This window comes from Nonomuraea sp. NPDC050536 (genome assembly GCF_044457685.1).
Lineage (GTDB): Bacteria > Actinomycetota > Actinomycetes > Streptosporangiales > Streptosporangiaceae > Nonomuraea.
This window is the reverse complement of the sequence record NZ_JBITHD010000004.1, coordinates 260,274-280,508: the sequence shown is the minus strand read 5'-3', so window position 1 is coordinate 280,508 and position 20,235 is coordinate 260,274. Positions and strand designations below refer to the sequence as shown.

The following is a 20,235-nucleotide window of genomic DNA, read 5'->3' as shown; positions in this document are numbered from 1 at the left end:
GGGGCCAGGCCCTCGTGGGTGCCGGCAAGAAACGACGCTTGAAGACCCTGCTACAGCGGGCAGCCAGACCTGGAAGCCGCTCGCGACCCGTGGCGGGTGCGTCCCGAAGTCGAGATATTTCTGCCATCACGGAACCAGACACGCCGGATCTTGCGATAGATCGGAATGTGCGCCCATTCTTTACACGCCGCCGCGAACCGCCCGCGGTCGGTCCCCGCAGTAACGATGCCGAGCTTCTCGCGGCCGTTGCGGCCGACCAGGTGGAGGCGCTGAAGCTCCTGCACCAGCGGCACGCGCCCTGGCTGCGGGTACGGCTGGCCCGCCGGTGCGCCGACTTCGATCTCGTGGACGACGCGATTCAGGACACCTTCGTTGCCGTCTGGCGCGACGCGCATCGCTACCGCGTGTCGGAAGGCGAGGCGGCGGCGTGGATCTGGACGATCGCGATCCGCAGGCTGATTTCCGCGCTGCGCCGCAGCGGCGCCACCCAGCCCATCGCCGCGCTCGATGACCCGCATGCAGCGGGGAGCCACCGATCAGGCGCACGCCCGGCCGCCGCACACCTGATCACCGAGTCGGCCGAGGACGCGGTCTTGGTCGGCGTGGAGCACGGCAACCTGGGCGCCGCACTGGCCAGGCTGTCGCCGGACCTGCGGGCGGCCATCCAGGCCACCGTCCTCGACGGCCTCACCGTACGTGAGGCCGCCCTGCTCCTCGGCGTCCCCGAGGGAACCGTGAAGACCCGCGTAATGCGGGCCAAGGCCCAGCTCAGGGGGTATCTCGCATGAACGCGCCATGGCACCTGCCCGAAGAGCTGATCGAGCACTACGTGAGCGGCTATCTCGAACCGGTTCAGGTGATGTCGGTGGAGAGCCACCTCGCCCGATGTGAACACTGCCGTGCGGCGGTGCCGTACGAGCGGGGGTGGCTCGCCGAGAGCTGGGCGAGGATCGAGGACCTGGTGGACCGGCCCCGGCCGCGACCTGTGGCGCGGCTTCTGCGCCGGTTCGGTGTCCCCGAGCACGTGGCCACGTTTCTCGCGGCCACCCCTGCTCTTGCCCGGGGATGGCTGCTGGCGGTCACTGCGGTGACGGCCTTCGCCGTGGCTGCCGCCCACTTGGTCAGCCGTGATACCCAGGCCGTTTTCGACGGACTGGTGCCCTTCCTCGTGCTCGCGCCCGTGCTGCCGCTGGCGGGCATCGCCGTCGCCTACGGGCCCCGGGTTGATCCCGTCCACGAACTGCAAGCCGCAACTCCCATGGGAGGTGCCAGGGTCCTGTTGTTGCGCGCCGTCGCTGTGCTGGTAACCGCGATCGTGCTGACGGGAATAGCGACGCCCCTGCTGCCCGGCCCGCCGGGGCTGACGGCGGCGTGGCTACTGCCCGCTCTCGCACTCACCGCGGCCACCCTGGCCATGTCGACCCGATTCCCGCCGCTGATCTCAGCTGCCGCGCTGACCGCCACCTGGTTCTGCGCCGTGGTGACCTCCACCAAGCTCACCGGTGACGTGCTGGCGCCCTTCTCACCTGCGGCCCAGGCTCTGTACGGCGCGGCCGCGCTGATCCTCATCCCTCTCATCTACCTGCGGCGTGCCCGCTTCGACTCAGGAGAACCCAAATGGACCCGACCGTGACCGTTCGCGGCCTGACCAAGAAATACGGCCGGTGCGTCGTGCTCGACGGCCTCACCCTGGAGTTCGGCCGAGGGGTGACTGGGCTGCTCGGCCCCAACGGTGCCGGCAAGACCACGCTGTTGCGGAGCCTGGCGACCACGCTGGCTCCCGACGGCGGCCAGGTGCGCGCTCTCGATCTGGATCCCGCGGACCAGGGCCAGCGGACCGAACTGCGCCGCCGCCTCGGTTACCTCCCGCAGGACCCGGGCTTCTACCCTCACTTCACGCTCTTCGACCTGGTCGACTACGTGGCGATCCTGAAGGAGCTGACGGACCGGCGTGAACGCCACCGGGAGGTGCGCCGGGTCCTTGCGGAGGTCGACCTGGGCGACCGCGCCAGGACGAAGGTGCGCAAGCTGTCCGGTGGCATGAAACAACGGCTGGCCCTGGCCCAGGCGCTGCTCGGCCAGCCCGACCTGCTCATCCTCGATGAGCCCACGGTCGGCTTGGACCCCGAGCAGCGCATGCGGTTCCGGGCGCTGGTCTCCCGGCTCGGCGAGAACCGTACGGTGCTGCTGTCCACCCACCAGACCGAGGACGTCGCGGCCCTGTGCGAGCGCGTGATCGTGATGAATCGGGGGCGCGTGGTGTTTCAGGGGACCCCCGGTGAGCTCGCCACTGTCGCGTCCGGCCAGGTGTGGGTCTCCGACGTGTCTCCCCTGGACTCTCGCCTGTTCTGGCGGACCGCGGACGGCCGCTACCGAAGCCTGGGAGCCAGGCCGCCGGACGCGGCGCCCGCCGCGCCGACCGTCGAGGACGGTTACCTGCTGCTGCTCGGTGAGCCGGTCGGGGCGGCGACATGATCTTCCGATCATTGTTCCTGTTCGAGGTTCTCAGGCTCATACGCAGCCCCATCCCATGGGGTGCCGCCGCGCTCTGCCTGGGGTTGCGGCTCATCGCGACCTGGCAGTGGTTGCCCGACATGAGCGTCGATCCGACGAGCACGTCGGGCGCGATGCTGCTCCTGGCGGTGGCCATGATGCTCACAGCCAACCTTGCGACGTCCCGGGACACCCGGGGCGGCATGCCCGAGACGCTCGGCGCGCTGTCCGGCCACGCCGCGGAGCGGACCAAAGCCGCGACTTTGGCGGCCGTGATGGTCGGAGCCGGGATCGCGCTGCCGTTAATGATCGGCTACTTGCTGGCGCGTTTCGCGATGGGCCCGGTAGCAGGCGTATTCGACCCCTTCGAGGCGCTGGGCGGAGTGCTGGCCGTGCCCTTCGCCGCGACCCTCGGCGCGATGCTCGGCAGGTGGACTCCCTGGCTGGTCGCCGTTCCCGTAATAGCCTTCCTGATCGGCGCGTTCACCTGGATAAACAGTCAGCAGAGCGGTTACGGGAGCTGGTTCCTGCCCGTCGTGCTCTTCCATGGGCCCGACTGGCCACAACGCCCATCGGCGTTGCACGCCATCTACCTCCTCGCTTCCGTCGCTCTCTTCGCGGCCCTGGCCCTGCTGCGGCACGGGGCCAGGCCGGTGCGGCTGGTCGCGGCCCTGACTGCTGCGGCGGTTGCGGTGCCCACGGGGGCGGTCGCGACCGCCGCCGCTCCGGGGGAGGAGATCAACCACCGGTTCGAGACCATGCAAAAAAATCCGGCCGAGTTGCTCAACGACATGGACGCCCAGGTCCGCGAACGCTATTTCGGGCGGGACGCGCGGCGATGCGAGAAGCACAGCGCGGTCACCTACTGCGCCTTCCCGGACTACGTCGCCTGGATCGCGTCTTGGGTATCGGCGGTGAACCCCGTGGCGCAGGCGCTGCCCCCGGCGGCGCGTGACCGGCTGCCGGTCGTGCGGCAATTCACCGACACATGGTTCAGCGCGGAGGACGATGAGGAGCCGTCCATCCGCACGTTCATGATGTGGGGACGGGCCGGAGCCGAGGACACCTACCGGGCCGTGCTCGCCTCTCAGCTCATCCGCTCTGTGCTGGGACTGCGACCGCCGAGTGCGGGCTGCGACCTCCAGGGCCAGAGCAGGGCACTGGTGGGTCTGTGGCTGCTCGGCCAAGCCGTTGCGCTGGCTCCGCCTGAGGGCCGAGAGATCCAGATTGGTTCCTCCGCCTTCCTGCCGGTGCAGTCACCGCTGGGCATGGTCCGGTACGGCACGGCCGAGCTGGGGTACGCCCGCAGGCTGCTCGCCACGCCCGGTGCCCAGCAACGGATTTGGACGCACTGGGACACGCTGCTGAAGCCCGGCACGACGGTCGAGCAGGCGCTTCCGCTGCTGGGCCTGCGTCCCGAGTTCGCCGCCGAGCCGGTGAAGGGGCAGCCATGCTCGTGATCCAGCTCATCAGACCGGTCGCGCGGGCGATCGACTGGATTCCTCTCGCGGTCACCGGAATGCTTGCCGTGGTCATGGCCTCGGTGATGGAGGCCGGTTCTGCGTTAGGCGTCGGGACCGCTTTCACCCTGCTCAGGATGATGGGAGTGATGCTGGGCGCCGCCGCCGGATTCGCCGTGATCGACGAGATGACCGTCAGTACGGGCGCGACCCCGGTGCCCCGCTGGCTCCGCCAGTGGCTGCGCTGCGGCCTCGGAGGCCTTACCACGGGGCTGATGTGGGGGATCGCGTGCGCCATCGCTGTAGCCCGGCTGCCCGAGGGCGGACAGCTCAAGGTTGCGGGGATGGCGGCGGAGGCAGCGGTGTGCATCGCGATCGGCCTGCTGACGGCATCGATAGCCGGGCGCATGCACCAAGGGAAGGCGGCCGCCCTCGCGGCCATGGGCGGTTTGCTAGTGATCGTCTCGGTGAGCCTGGTTCTGCGGGGACCCTACTGGCCGTGGCTCTATCCGGAAGAGGAGAACTGGGAGATCGTGCACCATGGGTGGCTGGCCATGCTGCCGCCCATACTCGCCGCACTGGGCTGGGCGAGCCGGGATCTACGCTGAGAAGCCGGACAAGGCGTCGGCTTCATCGATTCTCGGGTGTTCTGCCGCCTGGCTTGTGCCAATCGTAAGCACCGAAACGCTGAGCGCCTGCTCGGACACCGTCCAGGCGACTCTGCCCATGCCACCGTTTATCGGAGACATCGTTGAACCATCGGTTCCAGATGGAGCCGGCAGCGTCGGCGGTGATCTCTTCCCTACCGCACACGAGACCAGTGAGCTCACCCACTTCGGGGTCGTATCGATTGATCAACTGACAGCAGCGGCTACCTGATCATCAATCATGACTCCAGCATGCCTCAGAACAGCCGAGCTTCCGTGCGATCACTCTCGGCCACATCTGCACCCGACAGTCGGACGAATACGCGACAGTTGATTACACGACTCCGCCAGTCAGCCAGGCCTGGTGGCGCGACTGAAGCCGGCGCCGGCCGGTGAACGGCAGGCCGGCCAGCCGCGGCGGAGGGCTAGGTGGCGTGGGTGAGTTTGTCGGGGTTGGTGACGGCGTAGATGCCGCTGATCTGGGTGCCGTCGGGGGTTAGTTCGAGGACGAGGACGGCGTAGGGGGCGCCGGCGGCGAAGATGAGGGCGCTGGGGTCGCCGTTCACCTGGCGCCACTGGATGTCGAGGCCCTCCAGGGGCTGGTAGCGGCGGGCGATGAGGACCTTGGCCACGCGCTCGCGCCCGTGCACCGGGTGGCGTCCCGCCGCGGGTGCCTTGCCGCCGCCGTCGGCCCACATGGTGACGTCAGGGGCCAGGAGTTCCATGAGGGAGGCGAGGCTGCCGCCTTCGAAGGCGGTGCGGACGAAGCGTTCGGTGACCTGGCGCCGCAGGCCGGGATCGACGTTGTAGCGGGGGCGGCGGGCCTGGACGTGCTCGCGGGCCCGGTGGGCGACCTGCCGCACCGAGACGGGAGTTCGGCCGAGGATGCGGCTGATCTCGGTGTGGGCATAGCCGAACACCTCGTGCAGGACGAAGACGGCGCGTTCGAGCGGCGTGAGCGTTTCCAGCACGACCATGAGAGCCATCGAGACCGACTCGGTCCGCATCGCCTGCTCGGAGGCGTCGGAGATCAGCGGCTCGGGCAGCCAGGGCCCGACGTAGGTCTCGCGGCGGCGGCTGATGTCGTTTTGCCGTGCCAGCGCCTGATTGACCGCGATGCGCACCAGGTAGGCGCGCGGGTGCTCGATGGGGGTGCCGCGCGAGCGCCGATCCCAGGCCAGCCACGTCTCCTGCAGCACGTCCTCGGTGTCGGCCACGCTGCCGAGCATGTTGTAGACCATGGAGAACAGCAGTTCCCGGTGGTCGTCGAATTCCGACATGCCTATAGAGAGGGCGGAGCGGCCGGGAATGTGACATCCCTGGGACGCTCACTCGTGACCGGAGCCGCTTTCCTTCGCACCATGCGCGCCTCCCACAACACGATCGCCGACGACTACGCCGAACGTTACCGCCACGGCAGGTGCCGGCCCGACGACGTCGCCACCATGCTGGGCAAGGCGGGGCTCGCCGTACAACTCAGGACGCAGCGCAAGTGAAGAGTGCACAGCCGCGAAGGCGCGGCTGTGCACCCCGCACATGAAAGCCGAACCTTCGCGACATACGGTTCAGGGTATGAGCTATCGCGTCGCCATGGACATCGGCGGCACCTTCACCGACGTCGTGTGTTACGACGAGCGGACAGGGGCCGTCGTGGCCTCGAAGGCCCCCACCACCCCCGGAGACCTGGCCGAGGGCGTGTTCGCCGCCCTGGGCCGCGTGGTCGACTCGCCCAAGGACATCTCCTTCTTCGTTCACGGCACCACGCAGGGACTGAACGCGCTGCTGGAACGCAAGGGCGCCCGCGTGCTGCTGCTGGCCAACGAGGGCGGCCGCGACGTCTACCAGATCGCCCGCGGCAACCGTGACCGCATGTTCGATCTTCGCTACCGCAAGCCCACCCCGCTGGTTCCCCGCCAGGACGTCATGGAGGTCGGCGGTCGCCTCGACTGGCGCGGCCAGGAACTCGCGCCGCTGGATGAGCAGGCCGTACGGCAGGCCGCCCGCAGAGCCCGCCAGGAGGGCTTCGACGCGGTGGCGGTGTGCCTGCTGTTCGCCTACGCCAACCCCGACCACGAGATCAGGGCCGGCCGGATCCTGCGCGAGGAGCTCGGCGAGGAGGTGCTGGTGGTGCTGTCGCACGAGGTGGCCCGCGAGTGGCGCGAGTACGAGCGCACCTCCTCGGCTGTGCTCGAGGCCTACACCGGCCCCGTCGTGCGCCGCTATCTGGCCAGGATCGAGCAGCGTTTCGCCGAGCGCGGCCTGACGGTGCCGGTGCACGTCATGCAGTCCTCCGGCGGGCTGGTCCACGCCGGCTACGCGATGCGCCGCCCGCTGCAGACGCTGCTGTCGGGCCCGGTCGGCGGCACGATGGGCGGCGTTGCCGCCGCGCGCCTCATCAACAAAGACAACGTGATCTGCGTGGACATGGGCGGCACCTCCTTCGACGTCTCCCTGGTGGTCAACGGCCGTCCCGACATCAGCGCCGAGGCCCGCATCGAGGGCTACCCGGTGCTGATGCCGGTGGTCAACCTGCACACCATCGGCGCCGGCGGCGGCTCGATCGCCTACTCCGAGGCCGGCGCGCTGCGCGTGGGACCCGAGTCGGCCGGGGCCGTGCCGGGGCCGGCCTGCTACGGCAGGGGTGGGGAGCAGGCGACGGTGACCGACGCCAACGTGGTGCTCGGTCGGGTGGATCCGGCCTGGTTCGCCGGCGGGCTGATGAGCCTGGACACCGAGGCCGCGGGCACCGCGATCGCCACCCTGGCCGAGGAGCTGGACCTGGATCCGCTGCAGCTGGCCGAGGGCATCTGCGACGTGGCCAATGCCAAGATGGCCCAGGCCATCCGCACGCTGACCGTCGAGCACGGGGTCGAGCCGCGCGAGTTCGCGCTGGTGGCCTTCGGCGGGGCCGGCGCGATGCACGCGGTGTTCATCGCCCGCGAGCTGGGCATCTCCGAGGTGGTCATCCCGCGATTCCCCGGCGCGTTCTCCGCCTGGGGAATGCTGGAGGCCGACGTACGGCGCGACCTTACCCACCCCTACTTCCGGCCGCAGGACGCGCTGAAGGGCCACGACATGGCCGCGCGCCTGGCGAGCCTGGAGGAGCAGGCGCTGCAGGCGCTGGCAGGGCAGGGCGTGCCGGAGGATCGGCGGCGGGTGGAGCACGCGGTCGACATGCGCTACGAGGGCCAGGACTACACGCTGACCATCCCGCTGCGCGATGCCGACGAGCCGGCCGAGCCGGAGTTCCTCGACGAGATCGCCGCCCGCTACGCCGAGGCGCACACCGGCCGCTACGGTCACGCCACGCCCGAGGCGCCGGTGGAGTTCGTGATGCTGCGCAGCACCGGGTTCGGCTCCTTCCCGCGTACGGCCGCCGCTCAGGTGGCCGAGACGGATGGCGTGCCGCCGGCCGTACGGGATGTGATCTTCGACGGCGACGTGCACCAGACGCCGGTGCTGCGCCGCGACGGGCTGCGGGGCGAGCTGTCCGGGCCGGCGATCGTGGTGGAGGAGACCGCGACGACGGTGATCCCGCCCGGGTGCCTGGCCTGGGTGGACGACAACGGATTCCTCATCGTGAAGGTGGATGGCAAGCAGTGATCGACCCCGTGACGACCGAGATCATCCGCTGCGCGCTGCTGCAGGCCGCCGAGGACATGAACACCACCCTCATCCGCTCGTCCTACACCCCGGTCATCTACGAGGGCAGAGACTGCGCGGTGGCGCTGCTCGACCGCGACCACAACGTGCTGGGCCAGTCGTCGGGGCTGCCGATCTTCCTGGGCAACCTGGAGGTGGTCACCCGCGAGACCGAGGCCCGCTTCGGGCGCGAGGTGTGGCAGGAGGGCGATGTGTGGGTGCTCAACGACTCCTACATCGGCGGCACCCACCTCAATGACGTCACCGTCTACGGCCCGATCTTCGCCGGAGGTGAGCTGGTGGGGTTCGCGGCCTCGCGGGCGCACTGGCTGGATGTGGGGTCGAAGGATCCGGGCGGGTCGATGGACTCCACCTCGATCTTCCAGGAGGGGCTGCGGCTGGGCCCCGTCAAGGTCTACCAGAACGGCGAGCCGTGCCGGGACCTGCAGGAGGTGATAGCGCGCAACGTGCGCTTTCCCGCCGCGACGCTGGGAGACATGCGGGCGCAGGTCAGCTGCGCGATGACCGGGCAGCGGCGGCTGCAGGAGATCGTGTCGCGGTGGGGGATCGACACCGTGATGGCCGCGCGGGATGAGATCTTCGCCCAGACCGAGCGGATGGAGCGGGCGGCGATCGCCGCCATTCCCGACGGCATCTACGAGGCTTCGGGATTCCTGGACAACGACGGCATCGACCTGTCGCGGCCGCTGCCGGTCAACGTGACGGTGGCGGTGTCGGGGGAGTCGATCCATGTGGACCTGACCGACTGCGCCGACCAGGCCACCGGGCCGGTCAACTGCGGCGCCGCCCAGGCGGTCGCGGCGGTGCGGGTGGCCTACAAGCTGCTGGTGTCGGGGGAGGTGCCGCTCAACGGCGGCTCGTTCCGGCCGCTGTCGGTGGAGACGCGACCGGGCTCGATGCTGGCCGCGCAGTCGCCGGCGGCCTGCCAGTACTACTACTCCCACCTGGGGCTGCTGATCGACCTGGTGGTCAAGGCGCTGGCGCCGGCGCTGCCGGACAAGGTGGCCGCGGCCTCCTACGGCGACTCGATGATCGTGCAGTTCACCGGCACCGACCCGCGCACCGGCAAGCTGTACGTCTCGCAGGAGGCCACCGTCGGCGGCTGGGGCGCCTGGGACGGCGGCGACGGCGAGGACTGCCTGATCAACAACGTCAACGGGTCGTTGCGTGACATGCCGATCGAGGTGCTGGAGACGCTGTTCCCGGTGCGGGTGACCCGCTACGAGATGCGCGCGGGCACCGGCGGCGACGGGCAGTGGCGCGGCGGCAACGGCGTGGTGCGCGAGTACGAGTTCTGCGGCGACACGTCGCTGTCGCTGTGGTTCGAGCGTTCGGTCACCCCCGCGTGGGGGCTGGCAGGCGGCCGGGCGGGCGTGCCGCCGCGGGTGGTGCTCAACCCCGGCACGGCCGGCGAGCGCGAGATGCTGAAGATCAACGCGCTGCCGGTCAAGGCGGGCGACGTGCTGCGCTGCGAGTCCGGCGGTGGCGGCGGCTACGGCCCGCCCCAGCTGCGCTCGCTGGAGGCGATCGCCGACGACCTGGCACAGGGCCTGATCCTGACCTGAGCTGGTACGGCGGGCTGCCCTACTCCTCCTGGTCGACGGTGACGACGATCTTGCCGAACTGGGTGCCGGAGTCCATGTGCCGGTGGGCATCCACGATGTCCTCCAGCGGGAACAGCCGGTCCACCACGGGACGGAAGGCGCCCTCGCGCAGGCCGGCGGTGACGAACGCGGCGGCGCGGCGCAGCCGCTCGGGGTCCCTGGTGGTCTCGTGCATGGTGTAGGTGCGCATGTTGAGCGCGGGCATGCCCAGCTCGAACCCGGGATACGGGGTGGGCTGCCCGCTGAGCGCGCCGTACAGGAACAGCGTCCCGCCGGGCGCCACCGCGGAGGCCAGCCGGGTGACGCCGGGCCCGGCGACGGCGTCGAAGACGTACTCGGCGCCGCGGCCGCCGGTCAGCGTCAGCACCTGGGCGGCCACGTCCTGCTCGTCGGAGACGATGACCTCGGCCGCGCCCTCCTCGATCAGGCGTCGCGCCTTGTCGCGGGTGCGAGTGACGGCGATCGGGGTGGCGCCCACGCGGTTGGCGGTGTGGATGGCGGCCAGGCCGACGCCGCTGGAGGCCGCGGTCAGCACCACCACGTCGCCCGCCCGCATCCCGCCGACCTCGACCAGCCCGCCGTAGGCGGTCACGTAGGGCATCCACACCGCCGCGCCGGACACGGCGTCCACCCCGTCGGGGCGGTGCAGCAGCGCGGAGGCGGGCACGATCGCCTTACGGCCGTAGACGCCGTAGTCGTTCTGCGAGAAGCTCGGCACGACGCTCACCGCCTGCCCCGCCTCGAACCCGGTCACCTGGGGGCCGACGGCCTCGATCACGCCGGCGGCCTCGGTGCCGAGCCGGGCGGGCAGCTGTTTGACCGGTTCGATGTACACGTCGCTGCGGAACAACGCCTCGGCCCTGTTGATCCCGATCGCGTCCACGCGGATCAGCACCTCGCCGGGCCCCGGCTCGCCGGTGTCCACCTCTTCCAGCCGCAACACCTCGGGCCCGCCGGTCTCATGAAAGCGCACAGTCTTCGTCATGCGGAACACTCTGGCCCCGAAGTACGACCGCTGTCAAACTTTGATGATTGTCGTACCATGGGGCTCATGGGACGTACGCCGGCGCATCCAGAGGTCTCCCGCTTCGACCTGCAGCAGGTGCTCGAGGCCGTGGTAGACCCGGTACGGCGCAGCATCGTCGTGCAACTGGAGGCCGCGGGCCGGGACGTGGCCTGCGGCGGGTTCGACATCCCGGTCAGCAAGTCGACCGCCACCCACCACTTCAAGGTGCTGCGCGAGGCGGGCCTGATCCGGCAGTACTACGTGGGGACCTCGCGGATGAACGCGCTGCGTCGCGAAGACATGAACCAGGCCTTCCCCGGCCTGCTCGACGCCCTGACCACACCCGAGGCCACGCGGCGCTGAGATCAAGGCGGAGTGCTATGCTGCTCTGTCGGACGGATTCACTTCACGCCCTGACAGACCTCCGGTTAGGAGTATAGCACGGAATGGCGAATCGTCAAGATGCTCTTACCGAGGCCATGGCCACCGAGCAGGTCAAGGTCTCGATGCTGTACGGCAGGCTCGATGCGGCCAGGCGGCGGGCGCGCACGACACTGAGCGAGGTCTACGCCAGGGGAGCCGCGGGCGGGACCCGGCAGGCGATGGTCGAGCGGGAGGCCGTCGCGGGCGAGCAGGCGCGCCGGCTGGCGCAGCTGAACGCGGTCGAGCGGGGCCTGTGCTTCGGCCGCATCGACGACACCTCAGGACAGAGCACCTACATCGGCCGTATCGGGCTGCGCGACGAGGAGCACGAGTCGGTCCTGATCGACTGGCGCGCCCCGGCCGCCCGCCCCTTCTACGTGGCCACCGCCGGTGACCCCGGCGAGCTGGTGCGCCGCCGCCACCTGCACCTGCGTGACCGCACGGTGGTCGGCATCGACGACGAGGCCTTCGACCTGGAGCGGATGAGCGACGGCGACCGCGACACGCTGGTCGGCGAGGCGGCCCTGCTGGCCGCGCTGCGCAGGGGCCGCACCGGCCGGATGAGCGACGTGGTGGCCACCATCCAGATCGAGCAGGACCGCGTCATCCGCTCAGCCCTGCAGGGCGCCCTGGTCGTGCAGGGCGGGCCGGGCACCGGCAAGACGGTCGCGGCGCTGCACCGCGCCGCCTTCCTGCTCTACACCCACCGCGACACGCTCGAGCGGCGCGGCGTGCTGGTGGTCGGGCCGAACCCGATGTTCCTGCGCTACATCAGCCAGGTCCTGCCCGCGCTCGGCGAGACGCAGGTGGTCATGGCCACGCTGGGCGAGCTGTTCCCCGGCGTGCGCACGAGCCTGCCCGACGAGCCGCGCGCCGCCGTCGTCAAGGGCGATGCGCGCATGGCCGAGCTGGTGGCGCGAGCCGTACGCGATCGCCAGCGTGTCCCCAAGGGCGACCTTGAGGTCGAGGTGGACGGAGTGCGGATGGTCGTGCCGCACGAGGCGTGCGTGCGGCTGCGCGAGCGGGCCAGGGCGGTGCGGCTGCCGCACAACATGGCACGCAAGCTGTTCGTGACCGAGCTGCTGAAACAGCTGGCGCTGGCCGAGGCGCGCGCGGTGGAGGCGGCGCTGCGCCTGGACGAGATCGACTTCGGCGAGCCTGAGCTGAACGAGCCGATCGAGCTGGACAAGGACCTCGACGAGGTCGACCTGGCCCTGGCCGGCGAGCGGCTGTGGGCCGAGCCCGCGGTACGGCGGGCGGCCGACGAGCTGTGGCCGGAGCTCACCCCACAGCGCCTGATCGGCGAGCTGCTTGCCGATCAGGACACCCTGTGGGCGGTCTGCCCGTCCGGGCTGGACTGGGAGGCGCTGGTGCGCCCGGCGGACGCGCAGTGGACGGTGGGCGACGTGCCACTGCTGGACGAGGCGGCCGAGCTGCTCGGCCAGGACGACACCGCCCGCCGCCTCGCCGACCGCCAGGACGGCGACGACTGGCAGGAGCAGGAGCTGTACGCGCGCGAGGTGCTCGACGTCACCGGGCTGATCGAGGAGGGCATCTTCGTGCAGGCCGAGGTGCTGGCCGAACGGCAGGCCGACGCCGGCGCGGAGCTGACCATCGCCGACCGGGCGGCGGCCGATCGCTCGTGGGCCTACGGGCACGTGATCGTGGACGAGGCGCAGGAGCTGTCGGCGATGGCCTGGCGGATGGTGATGCGCCGGGTGCCCGCCAAGTCGCTGACCGCGGTGGGCGACCTGGCGCAGACCGGGTCCTCGGCCGGGGCGCGCTCGTGGGGCCAGGTGCTGGATCCGCACCTGGCCGGGCGCTGGCGAGAGGAGCGGCTGCTGGTCAACTACCGTACGCCGGCGGAGATCATGCGACTGGCTGCCGACGTGCTGCGCTCCTTCGACCCCGGCGGGCAGGTGCCGGAGTCGGTGCGCGAAGGGGAGGCCGAGCCGCGGGCGGTCCGCACGGGCCTGGACGGGCTGCCACGGGTGGTGGCCGAGGAGCTCGAGACGATCGAGGAGGGGCAGGTGGGCGTGATCGTGCCCGACGCCCTGCACGAGGCCGTCTGCGGGCTGCTGCCGGCGGGGGACCTGGACGCCCAGGTGGTGACGCAGGCCAAGGGGCTGGAGTTCGACGCGGTCGTGGTGGTGGAGCCCGGGTCCATCCTGGCGCAGTCACCGATGGGCGGCAGGGACCTGTACGTGGCGGTCACCAGGGCCACCCGGCGCTTGACGGTGGTGCACGAGGGTGAGCTTCCCGAGGTACTGTCTCGGCTGGCTTAGAAATCTACTTTGTAAAGGGCGTGGGTAGATGCGAAATCCGAGATCCACCCACCAAAACCCTCATCTCCGAGGGAGAGGGGGTCCCCGTAGCAAACGGTGGAAATCCAACGGATTAACGGGGTCAGCCCACATAAGCCCAAAACCCACATTGGGATGATCTTGAAGCAGCGAGCGGCGGGCGTTCGCGCTGGTTGAGGTCGGGTGCTGCCACGGATAATGCTCTATTATCTGCGCCATCAGGAAGCGCGACCTGCGGTGACATCTCCCGTCCGCGACACGAACCGGTCCTGTTATCTGCGGCAAGGGGGGAGCGGTGCCCACCGTCGTCCATCTACCGGTCGGCAAGACGCTCACCGTCCGGACCTCCGCCGACGTCTTCCTCGACTCGCTCGGCAACCCGAACACGATCCGCGCCTACAGAATCGGGGTGGGCAAGACCGCGCTGCGGCTCGGCGAGGACCGGCCGCTGGCCTCCATCGCCGACGATGAGGTCGGCGAGGCCCTGGAGCTGCTGTGGGGCACCGCCGCGGTGAACACCTGGAACGCCCGCCGCGCGTCGGTGCTGTCCTGGCTGGGGTGGTGCCGCGAGCGCGGCCATGAGGCGCCAGAGGTTCCGGCGTGGACCAAGCGGCTGACGGTGCCGGACTCCGACACCCCGGTCCGCTCGCGTGCGGCCATCGACCGGCTGATCGCCCGCCGGGAGGTGCGTCTGCGGGAGAAGACGCTGTATCGGATGCTGTATGAGAGCGCCGGGCGGGCGGAAGAGATCTTGGGCGTGAACATCGAGGACCTGGACCTTGCGGGGCGCCGCTGCCAGGTCAAGGCCAAGGGCGCGCAGACCAAGGCCCGCCGTCGGGGCCAGGTGCGTGAGGACTTCGTGCTGGAAAACCTCTACTGGGACGCCGGCACCGCCCGGCTGCTGCCCCGCCTGCTCAAGGGCCGCACCCGCGGCCCGGTGTTCGTCACCCACCGCCGCCCCGGGCCCGGGAAGGTGGTCAGCGCCCGGGACGTGTGCCCCGACACCGGCTTGGCCCGGCTGTCGTATGGGCAAGCCCGTGCCCTGCTGGATGAGCACACCGCCGTCGGCGGGCCGGGCACGGGCTGGGATCTGCACGAGTTCCGCCACTCGGCCCTGACGCACCTCGGGCAGGCCGGAGCGAGCCTGCTGATGCTGATGGCCAAGTCGCGGCATAAGAAGCCGGAGAACCTGCGCCGCTATTTCAAGCCCTCTCCGGAAGCCATCGCCGAGCTCACCAGCTTGCTCGCGCCCGGCGACAGCGTGCGCTGAATGTGGGTGGGACATCCCGCTCAAAGGTTGGGTCAGTGGTCATCGCTCACATAGAGGAACACAGCGCTAGGACACCCGCTTGTTGGCGAGGACCGCGATCAGCAGCGGTACAACAGCCCAGGCGCCCAGGACAGCGAAGGCGGCCGCGTCCGGCATGATGTTCGGCATCTGCTCGATGAGCTGAAGCGCCGGATAGCCCGGCAGGATCCGGTTGACCACCTCACCACCCGGCAACATCCGCCCGGCGAAGGGAACCAGCACCATCAGCACCACGAGCACGGAGATCGCCACGACGCCGTTGCGGAAGATCGCGCCGAGTGAAAGCCCGAGCATCGTGGTCATCACGATCATGAGCGTGCCGCCGCCGATCACCGCCCATGCTCCGGCGGGTGGCAGCGTGGGGTTGAATCCGGAGGCCACCGCGTGCCCGTACAGGTATCCGGGGATCGCGATGAGCAGTGAAGCGGCGATGGCGATCCCACCCAGCACGGACGCCTTGGCGAGCAGCACCCGTGAGCGCGACGGCGTGGCGATGAAGGTCGTGTGGATCATGCCGGAGGTGTACTCGCCGCTGATCGACATGGTGCCGAGCATGCCGAGCGGCAGCTGAGCCAGCACGACCCCGACATAGACGGCCACGACGATCCCCATCGCGGCCTGCTCGCCCGTCTGTCCCGGTTCCCAGCGTGAGATCACGGTGGATGCGCCGAGCGCGGTGAGCGCGAGCGCCGTCAGCACCCCCACGCCCAGGGCCCACCAGGTTGAACGCAACGTACGCAACTTGATCCACTCGGCGGCGACGGCATTCACGACGCGCTCCCTTCGATGACCTTCATGAACGTGTCCTCCAGCGACATCCCGGGCCGCACGAACTGCGTGATCTCCGTGTCGGCCAGCAGCCGGCCCCGCCCGATGACGATCAGGTGATCGGCGGTGACCGCCATCTCGTGCATGAGATGGCTGGAGACCAGCACGGTCCGCCCCTCGGCTGCCAGCGACTTCAGCAGCCCGCGCATCCACCGGATGCCTTCGGGGTCGAGCCCGTTGAGCGGCTCGTCGAGCAGCAGTACCTCGGGATCGCCGAGCAGGGCGGCAGCCAGCCCCAGCCGCTGCTTCATGCCGAGGGAGAAGCCGCCAACTCGCTTGCGCCCCGCTTCGCCGAGCCCGACCAGCTCCAGCAGCCCGCCGATGCGCGTGCGGGAGATCCCGTTAGCTCTGGCCAGCCACTGCAAGTGCTGCTCGGCACGACGTCCGCCCTGCACGGCGCTTGCGTCGAGCAGGGCGCCGACATGGGTGAGGGGGCGATCCAATGTCCGGTACGGCACGCCGTTCACGGTGGCCCGTCCGGAGGTCGGTCGGTCGAGTCCGAGGATGATGCGCATGGTCGTGGTCTTGCCCGCGCCGTTCGGCCCGAGGAATCCGGTGATCTTTCCGGGGGTGACGGTGAAGGACAGGTCGTCGACGGCGGCGCTCTGCCCGAAGCGTCTGGTCAATCCGATGACTTCGATCATGTCCATCACGATCCGCGTCGTTGGCCGGACCGCGCATCGGTCCTGAGACCGATACGCGCCACCGAGCCCGGTGGCTAGGGTCGAGGATGTGCGTGATCAGCCCCGGCTTCCCCTGCTGAGCCGGATACCGGACTGGGCCTGGGTGTCCCTCGACACTGTGGTGGCGCTGCTGCTGGCAGCCGGCTTCCTCGGGCTCATCAACTCGCGTAATCCCGCGCCGCCCGACATGCTCGACTACACGGTGGCCCTGGCCACCAGCTTGCCCCTCGCGGTCAGGCGCCTGTGGCCGCGGGCGGTGTTCGTGGTCGTGCTGATCGGCGGGCTGGGGATGCGGGAGTTCCTCATCCCGCAGGCAGATCCGTTCGGCCTGCCGCTCGTGCTGTACACGCTGGCCACCCGGAGCAAGGCGGTGCCCGCGCTGCTCGTGGCGGTGGCGGTCACGATGCAGGGGGTGGTGGAGTTTCCGCTGCGGGGCCAGGTCCTCGATCAGCTCGGGCTGGTGCTGGCGATCGTGGTGGCGGCCTGGACCGCCGGCACCGCGGTACGGCAGCGCAGGCTCTACACCGAGCAGCTGGCCGCCAAGGCTGAAGAGCGGGCCCGTGCCGAGGTGGCCAACGAACGCCTACGCATCGCCCGAGAGCTGCATGACGTCATCGGTCACAGCCTCAGCACGATCGCCGTGCAAGCCGGTATCGAACGGCACGTCGGCGGCGTCGAGGAGATGAGCCGCGCGCTGGGCTCGATCGAAGAGACCAGCAGGTCGGCGCTGCGCGAGACCAGGCGCCTGCTCGGCGTGCTGCGCGAGGACAGCCCGGCAGACCTGGTCCCCGCTCCCGGGCTCGGCGACCTCGACGATCTCCTGGCCAGGATCAGGGCCGCGGGCCTGGAGGTGCAGTTACGCCTCGACGGCGATGTCCGGGGGGAGATGGAGCTCACGGTCTACCGGATCGTGCAGGAAGCGCTGACCAACGTGCTCAAGCACGCCGGGGCCCAGCGGGCCACGGTGCTGATCGAACGGCAGGAAGAGGGGCTGGTCGTGGAGATCACCGATGACGGGAGAAACGCGCGGGAGCAGCCCTACGGAGACGGGCTGACAGGGCTGCGCGAGCGCGTGCGCATCTTCGGCGGCGAATTCGAGGCGGGCGTCCACCCGGTGCGTGGTTTCCGGGTGATGGCGAGGTTGCCGCTGTGATCAAGGTGCTGGTAGCCGACGACCAGCCACTCATCAGGGCGAGCTTCCGCCGGCTGATCGACAGCGTGCCGGGATTCCAGGTGTACGGCGAGGCCGCGACGGGCGCGCAGGCAGTCGCCGTCGCCGCGAGCGAACCGCCCGACCTGGTGCTGATGGACGTGCGGATGCCCGAGATGGATGGCATCGAGGCCACGCGCCGCATCTGCGCCGCGAATCCGCAGGCGCGCGTGCTCATCGTGACCACCTTCGACCTGGACGAGTACGTCTACGGAGCGCTCCAGGCCGGCGCCGCGGGCTTCCTGCTCAAGGACACCCCGCCGACCGAGCTGATCAGGAGCGTGCAGGCGATCGCGTCCGGCGACTCCCTACTCGGGCCCAGCGCCACGCGGCGGCTGATCGAGCGTTACGTGAGCCGACCGGCCCGTCGCCTGGACATCAGCGAACGCGAGCGACAGGTGCTGGTCCTGGTGGCGCGCGGCCTGTCCAACGCGGAGATCGCGCAGACCCTGTACGTCACGCTGAGCACAGTCAAGACGCACGTCAGCAGCCTGCTGCTGAAGCTTGACGCCCGCACCAGGGTTCATCTGGTCATCGCCGCCTACGAGGCGAATCTCGTCTAGAGCCTTTCAAAGTCGATCTACGACACGCCGTTGATCGACTCCGAGGCAGTCCCTCTGGAATAGGTCGGGGTCGAAGTCGTCGGGACGCAGGCGCAGCACGTCGGTGGCATACAGCCCGAACCGGCTGATGTGCGCAGTCAGGTAGGGCGACAGCTGCGCGATGTCGGCCGCGGTGATGTCCTTGCCCTGCTCAGGCTGCCAGCCCTCGGCCAGCAGTTGGCGGAGCACGTCCGTCATGTCCAGCGCGGTGTGGAAGATCACGCAGTTGGCCAGCAGGGAGTTGAACTTGATCATCTTCTCCTGCTCGGCCGGGTCGTTGTCGGCGATGACACCGTCGTTGCCGAACCGCAGCCAGGCGGAGAACCCGTTGAACCCCTCGACCTTGTTGGTGACCGCGGTGATGCGCCGCCGCAGGGCCGGATCGGCCAGGAAGCGAAGCAGCGCAACGGTGCGCACGCTGCGGCCGACCTCGCGAAACGCCCGGTAGATCTCGTTCTTGCGTGAATGGGAGCCGAGCCGGCGCAGCAGCGTGACGGAGTTGAGCCTGCCCTCCCGGATGGAGATCGCCACCCGCATGAGGTCGGGCCACATCTTCTCCACCAGGTCCCAGTCGATCACGTTGCGGTTGCCGCCCTCACCACAGAACAAGGAGTCGATGTGCCGGTAGGCGACCTGATCGGCGTGCTGGAAGAAGGTCAGGCCCTTCCAGTTACGGATACGCGGCATCAGATCGAACCCGAACAAATGCGCCAAAGTGAAGACAGGGAACGACTGGCCCTGAGTATCGGCGTGCACGGTCTTGGGCTGGACCTCGGAGGCGTTGGCGAGCAGCCCCTCGATGATGTAGATCGCCTCCCATGCCCCACAGGGCACAAAACGGGAAAACAAGGCAATATAGTTATCCGATACGTAATGGTAGGCAATACCGCCAAAGCCCCCATATCGGATCGAAGTCTCGGCCAGCAGGTTGTCGATGTAGGTGTCGACCTGCGTGCCATCGGTGCCCACGCTGCTGCCATCACCCCACGCCTTGACCACGTCGAGCTGGGCGAAGGCGTTGACCACATCGGTGATCGCCTTGTTCAGCTTGGCCAGGGTGATGTGCCGGTTCTTGGCTAGGGAGATCTCGTGCGCGGTGATCCCCTCGATATGGCGAGCGGCTTCGGCCGGGCCCATGTTCGACCCGCACGCGAAGGTGGTCAGCACGTAGCGTTCCTGGGGCTTGCTTAGCTTGTTGTCGTGGCCGGAGGCGGGCCCGAAGTGGCGGTGCCAGCCCAGCCAGTAGGCGGTGCGTGAGGCGATCTCGATCAGCGTGCGCTCGGGCATCCGGGATGCGATCTCCGCCCACCGGCTGGCTGGAAGCCCGCGCTGGCTGGAAGGGCGCCACCAGCGCCGCGGTGTTCCTCAACCAGCGCGGTGCAGCAACGTTGACTTGCCCGCGCCGCTCGGCCCCGTGACGGCGACGATCTCACCCTCCGCGATCTCCAGACAGACACCGGTCAGCGCCCTGGTCTGGCCGAACGACTTGCCCAGGCCCCTTGCCTCAAGCATTGCTGTCCTCCTTCATCCGCGCGAGCGCGGTCTCGATCCAGCGCAGGTCGGCGTCAAGGTGCTGCAGCGCGTAGCCGGAGTGCCCCGGCTCACCGGAACATAATTAGCCGCAGGCCAGGCCTGAATCCGTTGGATTTCCGCTGTTTGCTACGGCGACCCCGAGAGGGTCGGCGCGGCCACGGTTCTGGATGGCGTTGCGGCGGGTCACCGTGCACGGACCCTCAGCCGAAGTGGGCCCGCGAGGAGGATCGGAACGGACTGTGTCGGTAGCGGGGTTGATGCAGCAGCGGAACAGAAAGTCACGGTAGGGATGTAGGTTCCGCGGCTCGGTGAACAGCATCGGCCGCGTGGTGTCCAACCTTGATCATTCAGGAGCGGCCAGGATCAGACCGTCGACCGTGACCAGCCGGGCCGGCACGCCGGATTCGCCCTGTAACCGCGCGGGCCCGTTCGGAGTCGTGATCACGTGGCTGGAAAAGGATTGGACGGGAT

The 20,235-nt window shown here is 69.5% G+C and carries 18 protein-coding genes and 1 pseudogene; 13 read left to right on the top strand and 6 right to left on the bottom strand.

Annotated elements, in window-relative coordinates; translation table 11 throughout:
* The first annotated feature begins 167 nt into the window (after nt 1–167).
* Genes ACIBHX_RS14465 through ACIBHX_RS14445 form a run of 5 tightly spaced genes read left to right on the top strand, consistent with a single transcriptional unit; the run spans nt 168 to nt 4,561 of the window.
* Entirely contained in the window at nt 168–788 is a 621-nt protein-coding gene (locus tag ACIBHX_RS14465) for an RNA polymerase sigma factor (RefSeq protein ID WP_397067520.1), read from the top strand.
* Complete coding sequence (locus tag ACIBHX_RS14460) at nt 785–1,633, top strand: zf-HC2 domain-containing protein (protein WP_397067519.1); 849 nt, start codon at nt 785–787, stop codon at nt 1,631–1,633. The genes ACIBHX_RS14465 and ACIBHX_RS14460 overlap by 4 nt, the downstream gene beginning before the upstream one ends.
* Nucleotides 1,618–2,475, top strand: coding sequence for an ABC transporter ATP-binding protein (locus ACIBHX_RS14455; protein ID WP_397067518.1), 858 nt, complete (start codon nt 1,618–1,620; stop codon nt 2,473–2,475). The genes ACIBHX_RS14460 and ACIBHX_RS14455 overlap by 16 nt, the downstream gene beginning before the upstream one ends.
* On the top strand, nt 2,472–3,953 hold the full coding sequence (locus tag ACIBHX_RS14450; RefSeq protein WP_397067517.1) for a hypothetical protein: 1,482 nt from the start codon (nt 2,472–2,474) through the stop codon (nt 3,951–3,953). Before ACIBHX_RS14455 ends, ACIBHX_RS14450 begins: the two co-directional genes overlap by 4 nt.
* Nucleotides 3,944–4,561 carry a hypothetical protein gene (locus ACIBHX_RS14445; RefSeq protein ID WP_397067516.1) on the top strand — a complete coding sequence of 206 codons (618 nt, stop codon included), beginning with the start codon at nt 3,944–3,946 and terminating at the stop codon, nt 4,559–4,561. The genes ACIBHX_RS14450 and ACIBHX_RS14445 overlap by 10 nt, the downstream gene beginning before the upstream one ends.
* A gap of 464 nt (nt 4,562–5,025) precedes the next feature.
* Here the strand turns inward: ACIBHX_RS14445 and sigJ are convergent, their stop codons facing one another.
* The gene (sigJ, locus tag ACIBHX_RS14440) at nt 5,026–5,880 is read right to left on the bottom strand and encodes an RNA polymerase sigma factor SigJ (protein ID WP_397067515.1); all 855 of its coding nucleotides are present in this window, start codon (nt 5,878–5,880) and stop codon (nt 5,026–5,028) included.
* Nucleotides 5,881–5,961: 81 nt separating this feature from the next.
* On the opposite strand from sigJ, the gene ACIBHX_RS14435 reads away from it, so the two are divergent.
* The 3 genes from ACIBHX_RS14435 to ACIBHX_RS14425 all read left to right on the top strand — a co-directional run bounded on the left by ACIBHX_RS14435 (nt 5,962) and on the right by ACIBHX_RS14425 (nt 9,828).
* Nucleotides 5,962–6,096 (top strand): hypothetical protein, encoded by a 135-nt coding sequence (locus ACIBHX_RS14435; RefSeq protein WP_397067514.1) that lies wholly within the window; start codon nt 5,962–5,964, stop codon nt 6,094–6,096.
* A gap of 76 nt (nt 6,097–6,172) precedes the next feature.
* On the top strand, nt 6,173–8,203 hold the full coding sequence (locus ACIBHX_RS14430) for a hydantoinase/oxoprolinase family protein (RefSeq protein ID WP_397067513.1): 2,031 nt from the start codon (nt 6,173–6,175) through the stop codon (nt 8,201–8,203).
* Nucleotides 8,200–9,828, top strand: a complete 1,629-nt coding sequence (locus ACIBHX_RS14425) for a hydantoinase B/oxoprolinase family protein (protein ID WP_397067512.1) — start codon at nt 8,200–8,202, stop codon at nt 9,826–9,828. Before ACIBHX_RS14430 ends, ACIBHX_RS14425 begins: the two co-directional genes overlap by 4 nt.
* A gap of 19 nt (nt 9,829–9,847) precedes the next feature.
* Here ACIBHX_RS14425 and ACIBHX_RS14420 read toward each other — a convergent pair whose 3' ends face one another.
* On the bottom strand, nt 9,848–10,852 hold the full coding sequence (locus tag ACIBHX_RS14420) for a zinc-dependent alcohol dehydrogenase family protein (protein ID WP_397067511.1): 1,005 nt from the start codon (nt 10,850–10,852) through the stop codon (nt 9,848–9,850).
* A gap of 66 nt (nt 10,853–10,918) precedes the next feature.
* Here ACIBHX_RS14420 and ACIBHX_RS14415 point away from each other — a divergent pair, with 66 nt between their 5' ends.
* The 3 genes from ACIBHX_RS14415 (at nt 10,919) to ACIBHX_RS14405 (ending at nt 14,869) form a co-directional block, all read left to right on the top strand.
* Nucleotides 10,919–11,236, top strand: coding sequence for an ArsR/SmtB family transcription factor (locus ACIBHX_RS14415; RefSeq protein WP_397067510.1), 318 nt, complete (start codon nt 10,919–10,921; stop codon nt 11,234–11,236).
* A gap of 83 nt (nt 11,237–11,319) precedes the next feature.
* Nucleotides 11,320–13,581: a HelD family protein gene (locus tag ACIBHX_RS14410; protein ID WP_397067509.1), complete on the top strand. Its 2,262-nt coding sequence runs from the start codon at nt 11,320–11,322 to the stop codon at nt 13,579–13,581.
* A 313-nt stretch (nt 13,582–13,894) separates the two neighbouring features.
* Nucleotides 13,895–14,869: a tyrosine-type recombinase/integrase gene (locus tag ACIBHX_RS14405; protein WP_397067508.1), complete on the top strand. Its 975-nt coding sequence runs from the start codon at nt 13,895–13,897 to the stop codon at nt 14,867–14,869.
* A 66-nt stretch (nt 14,870–14,935) separates the two neighbouring features.
* On the opposite strand, the gene ACIBHX_RS14400 is transcribed toward ACIBHX_RS14405, so the two are convergent.
* Both ACIBHX_RS14400 and ACIBHX_RS14395 read right to left on the bottom strand, forming a co-directional pair.
* A complete protein-coding gene (locus ACIBHX_RS14400) occupies nt 14,936–15,679 on the bottom strand; it encodes an ABC transporter permease (RefSeq protein WP_397067507.1) in 744 nt (247 codons plus the stop codon).
* Nucleotides 15,680–15,741: 62 nt separating this feature from the next.
* A pseudogene (locus ACIBHX_RS14395) lies at nt 15,742–16,380 on the bottom strand (ATP-binding cassette domain-containing protein); the annotation flags it as partial.
* A gap of 88 nt (nt 16,381–16,468) precedes the next feature.
* Between ACIBHX_RS14395 and ACIBHX_RS14390 the strand changes: the two are divergent.
* Both ACIBHX_RS14390 and ACIBHX_RS14385 read left to right on the top strand, forming a co-directional pair.
* Nucleotides 16,469–17,572, top strand: a complete 1,104-nt coding sequence (locus tag ACIBHX_RS14390; protein WP_397067506.1) for a sensor histidine kinase — start codon at nt 16,469–16,471, stop codon at nt 17,570–17,572.
* Nucleotides 17,569–18,192, top strand: a complete 624-nt coding sequence (locus ACIBHX_RS14385; protein WP_397067505.1) for a response regulator — start codon at nt 17,569–17,571, stop codon at nt 18,190–18,192. The genes ACIBHX_RS14390 and ACIBHX_RS14385 overlap by 4 nt, the downstream gene beginning before the upstream one ends.
* Nucleotides 18,193–18,198: 6 nt before the next feature.
* Here the strand turns inward: ACIBHX_RS14385 and ACIBHX_RS14380 are convergent, their stop codons facing one another.
* Together ACIBHX_RS14380 and ACIBHX_RS14375 are read right to left on the bottom strand one after the other, a co-directional pair.
* On the bottom strand, nt 18,199–19,518 hold the full coding sequence (locus tag ACIBHX_RS14380) for a transposase (protein WP_397067504.1): 1,320 nt from the start codon (nt 19,516–19,518) through the stop codon (nt 18,199–18,201).
* Nucleotides 19,519–19,596: 78 nt separating this feature from the next.
* Nucleotides 19,597–19,743, bottom strand: coding sequence for an ATP-binding cassette domain-containing protein (locus tag ACIBHX_RS14375; protein ID WP_397067503.1), 147 nt, complete (start codon nt 19,741–19,743; stop codon nt 19,597–19,599).
* Nucleotides 19,744–20,235 lie beyond the last annotated feature (492 nt).

Coding starts and splice junctions, on each gene's coding strand:
- ACIBHX_RS14460 (WP_397067519.1), top strand. CDS start 785: ATGAACGCGCCATGGCACCTGCCCGAAGAGCTGATCGAGCACTACGTG.
- ACIBHX_RS14455 (WP_397067518.1), top strand. CDS start 1,618: ATGGACCCGACCGTGACCGTTCGCGGCCTGACCAAGAAATACGGCCGG.
- ACIBHX_RS14450 (WP_397067517.1), top strand. CDS start 2,472: ATGATCTTCCGATCATTGTTCCTGTTCGAGGTTCTCAGGCTCATACGC.
- ACIBHX_RS14445 (WP_397067516.1), top strand. CDS start 3,944: ATGCTCGTGATCCAGCTCATCAGACCGGTCGCGCGGGCGATCGACTGG.
- sigJ (WP_397067515.1), bottom strand. CDS start 5,880: ATGTCGGAATTCGACGACCACCGGGAACTGCTGTTCTCCATGGTCTAC.
- ACIBHX_RS14435 (WP_397067514.1), top strand. CDS start 5,962: ATGCGCGCCTCCCACAACACGATCGCCGACGACTACGCCGAACGTTAC.
- ACIBHX_RS14430 (WP_397067513.1), top strand. CDS start 6,173: ATGAGCTATCGCGTCGCCATGGACATCGGCGGCACCTTCACCGACGTC.
- ACIBHX_RS14420 (WP_397067511.1), bottom strand. CDS start 10,852: ATGACGAAGACTGTGCGCTTTCATGAGACCGGCGGGCCCGAGGTGTTG.
- ACIBHX_RS14415 (WP_397067510.1), top strand. CDS start 10,919: ATGGGACGTACGCCGGCGCATCCAGAGGTCTCCCGCTTCGACCTGCAG.
- ACIBHX_RS14410 (WP_397067509.1), top strand. CDS start 11,320: ATGGCGAATCGTCAAGATGCTCTTACCGAGGCCATGGCCACCGAGCAG.
- ACIBHX_RS14380 (WP_397067504.1), bottom strand. CDS start 19,518: ATGCCCGAGCGCACGCTGATCGAGATCGCCTCACGCACCGCCTACTGG.
- ACIBHX_RS14375 (WP_397067503.1), bottom strand. CDS start 19,743: ATGCTTGAGGCAAGGGGCCTGGGCAAGTCGTTCGGCCAGACCAGGGCG.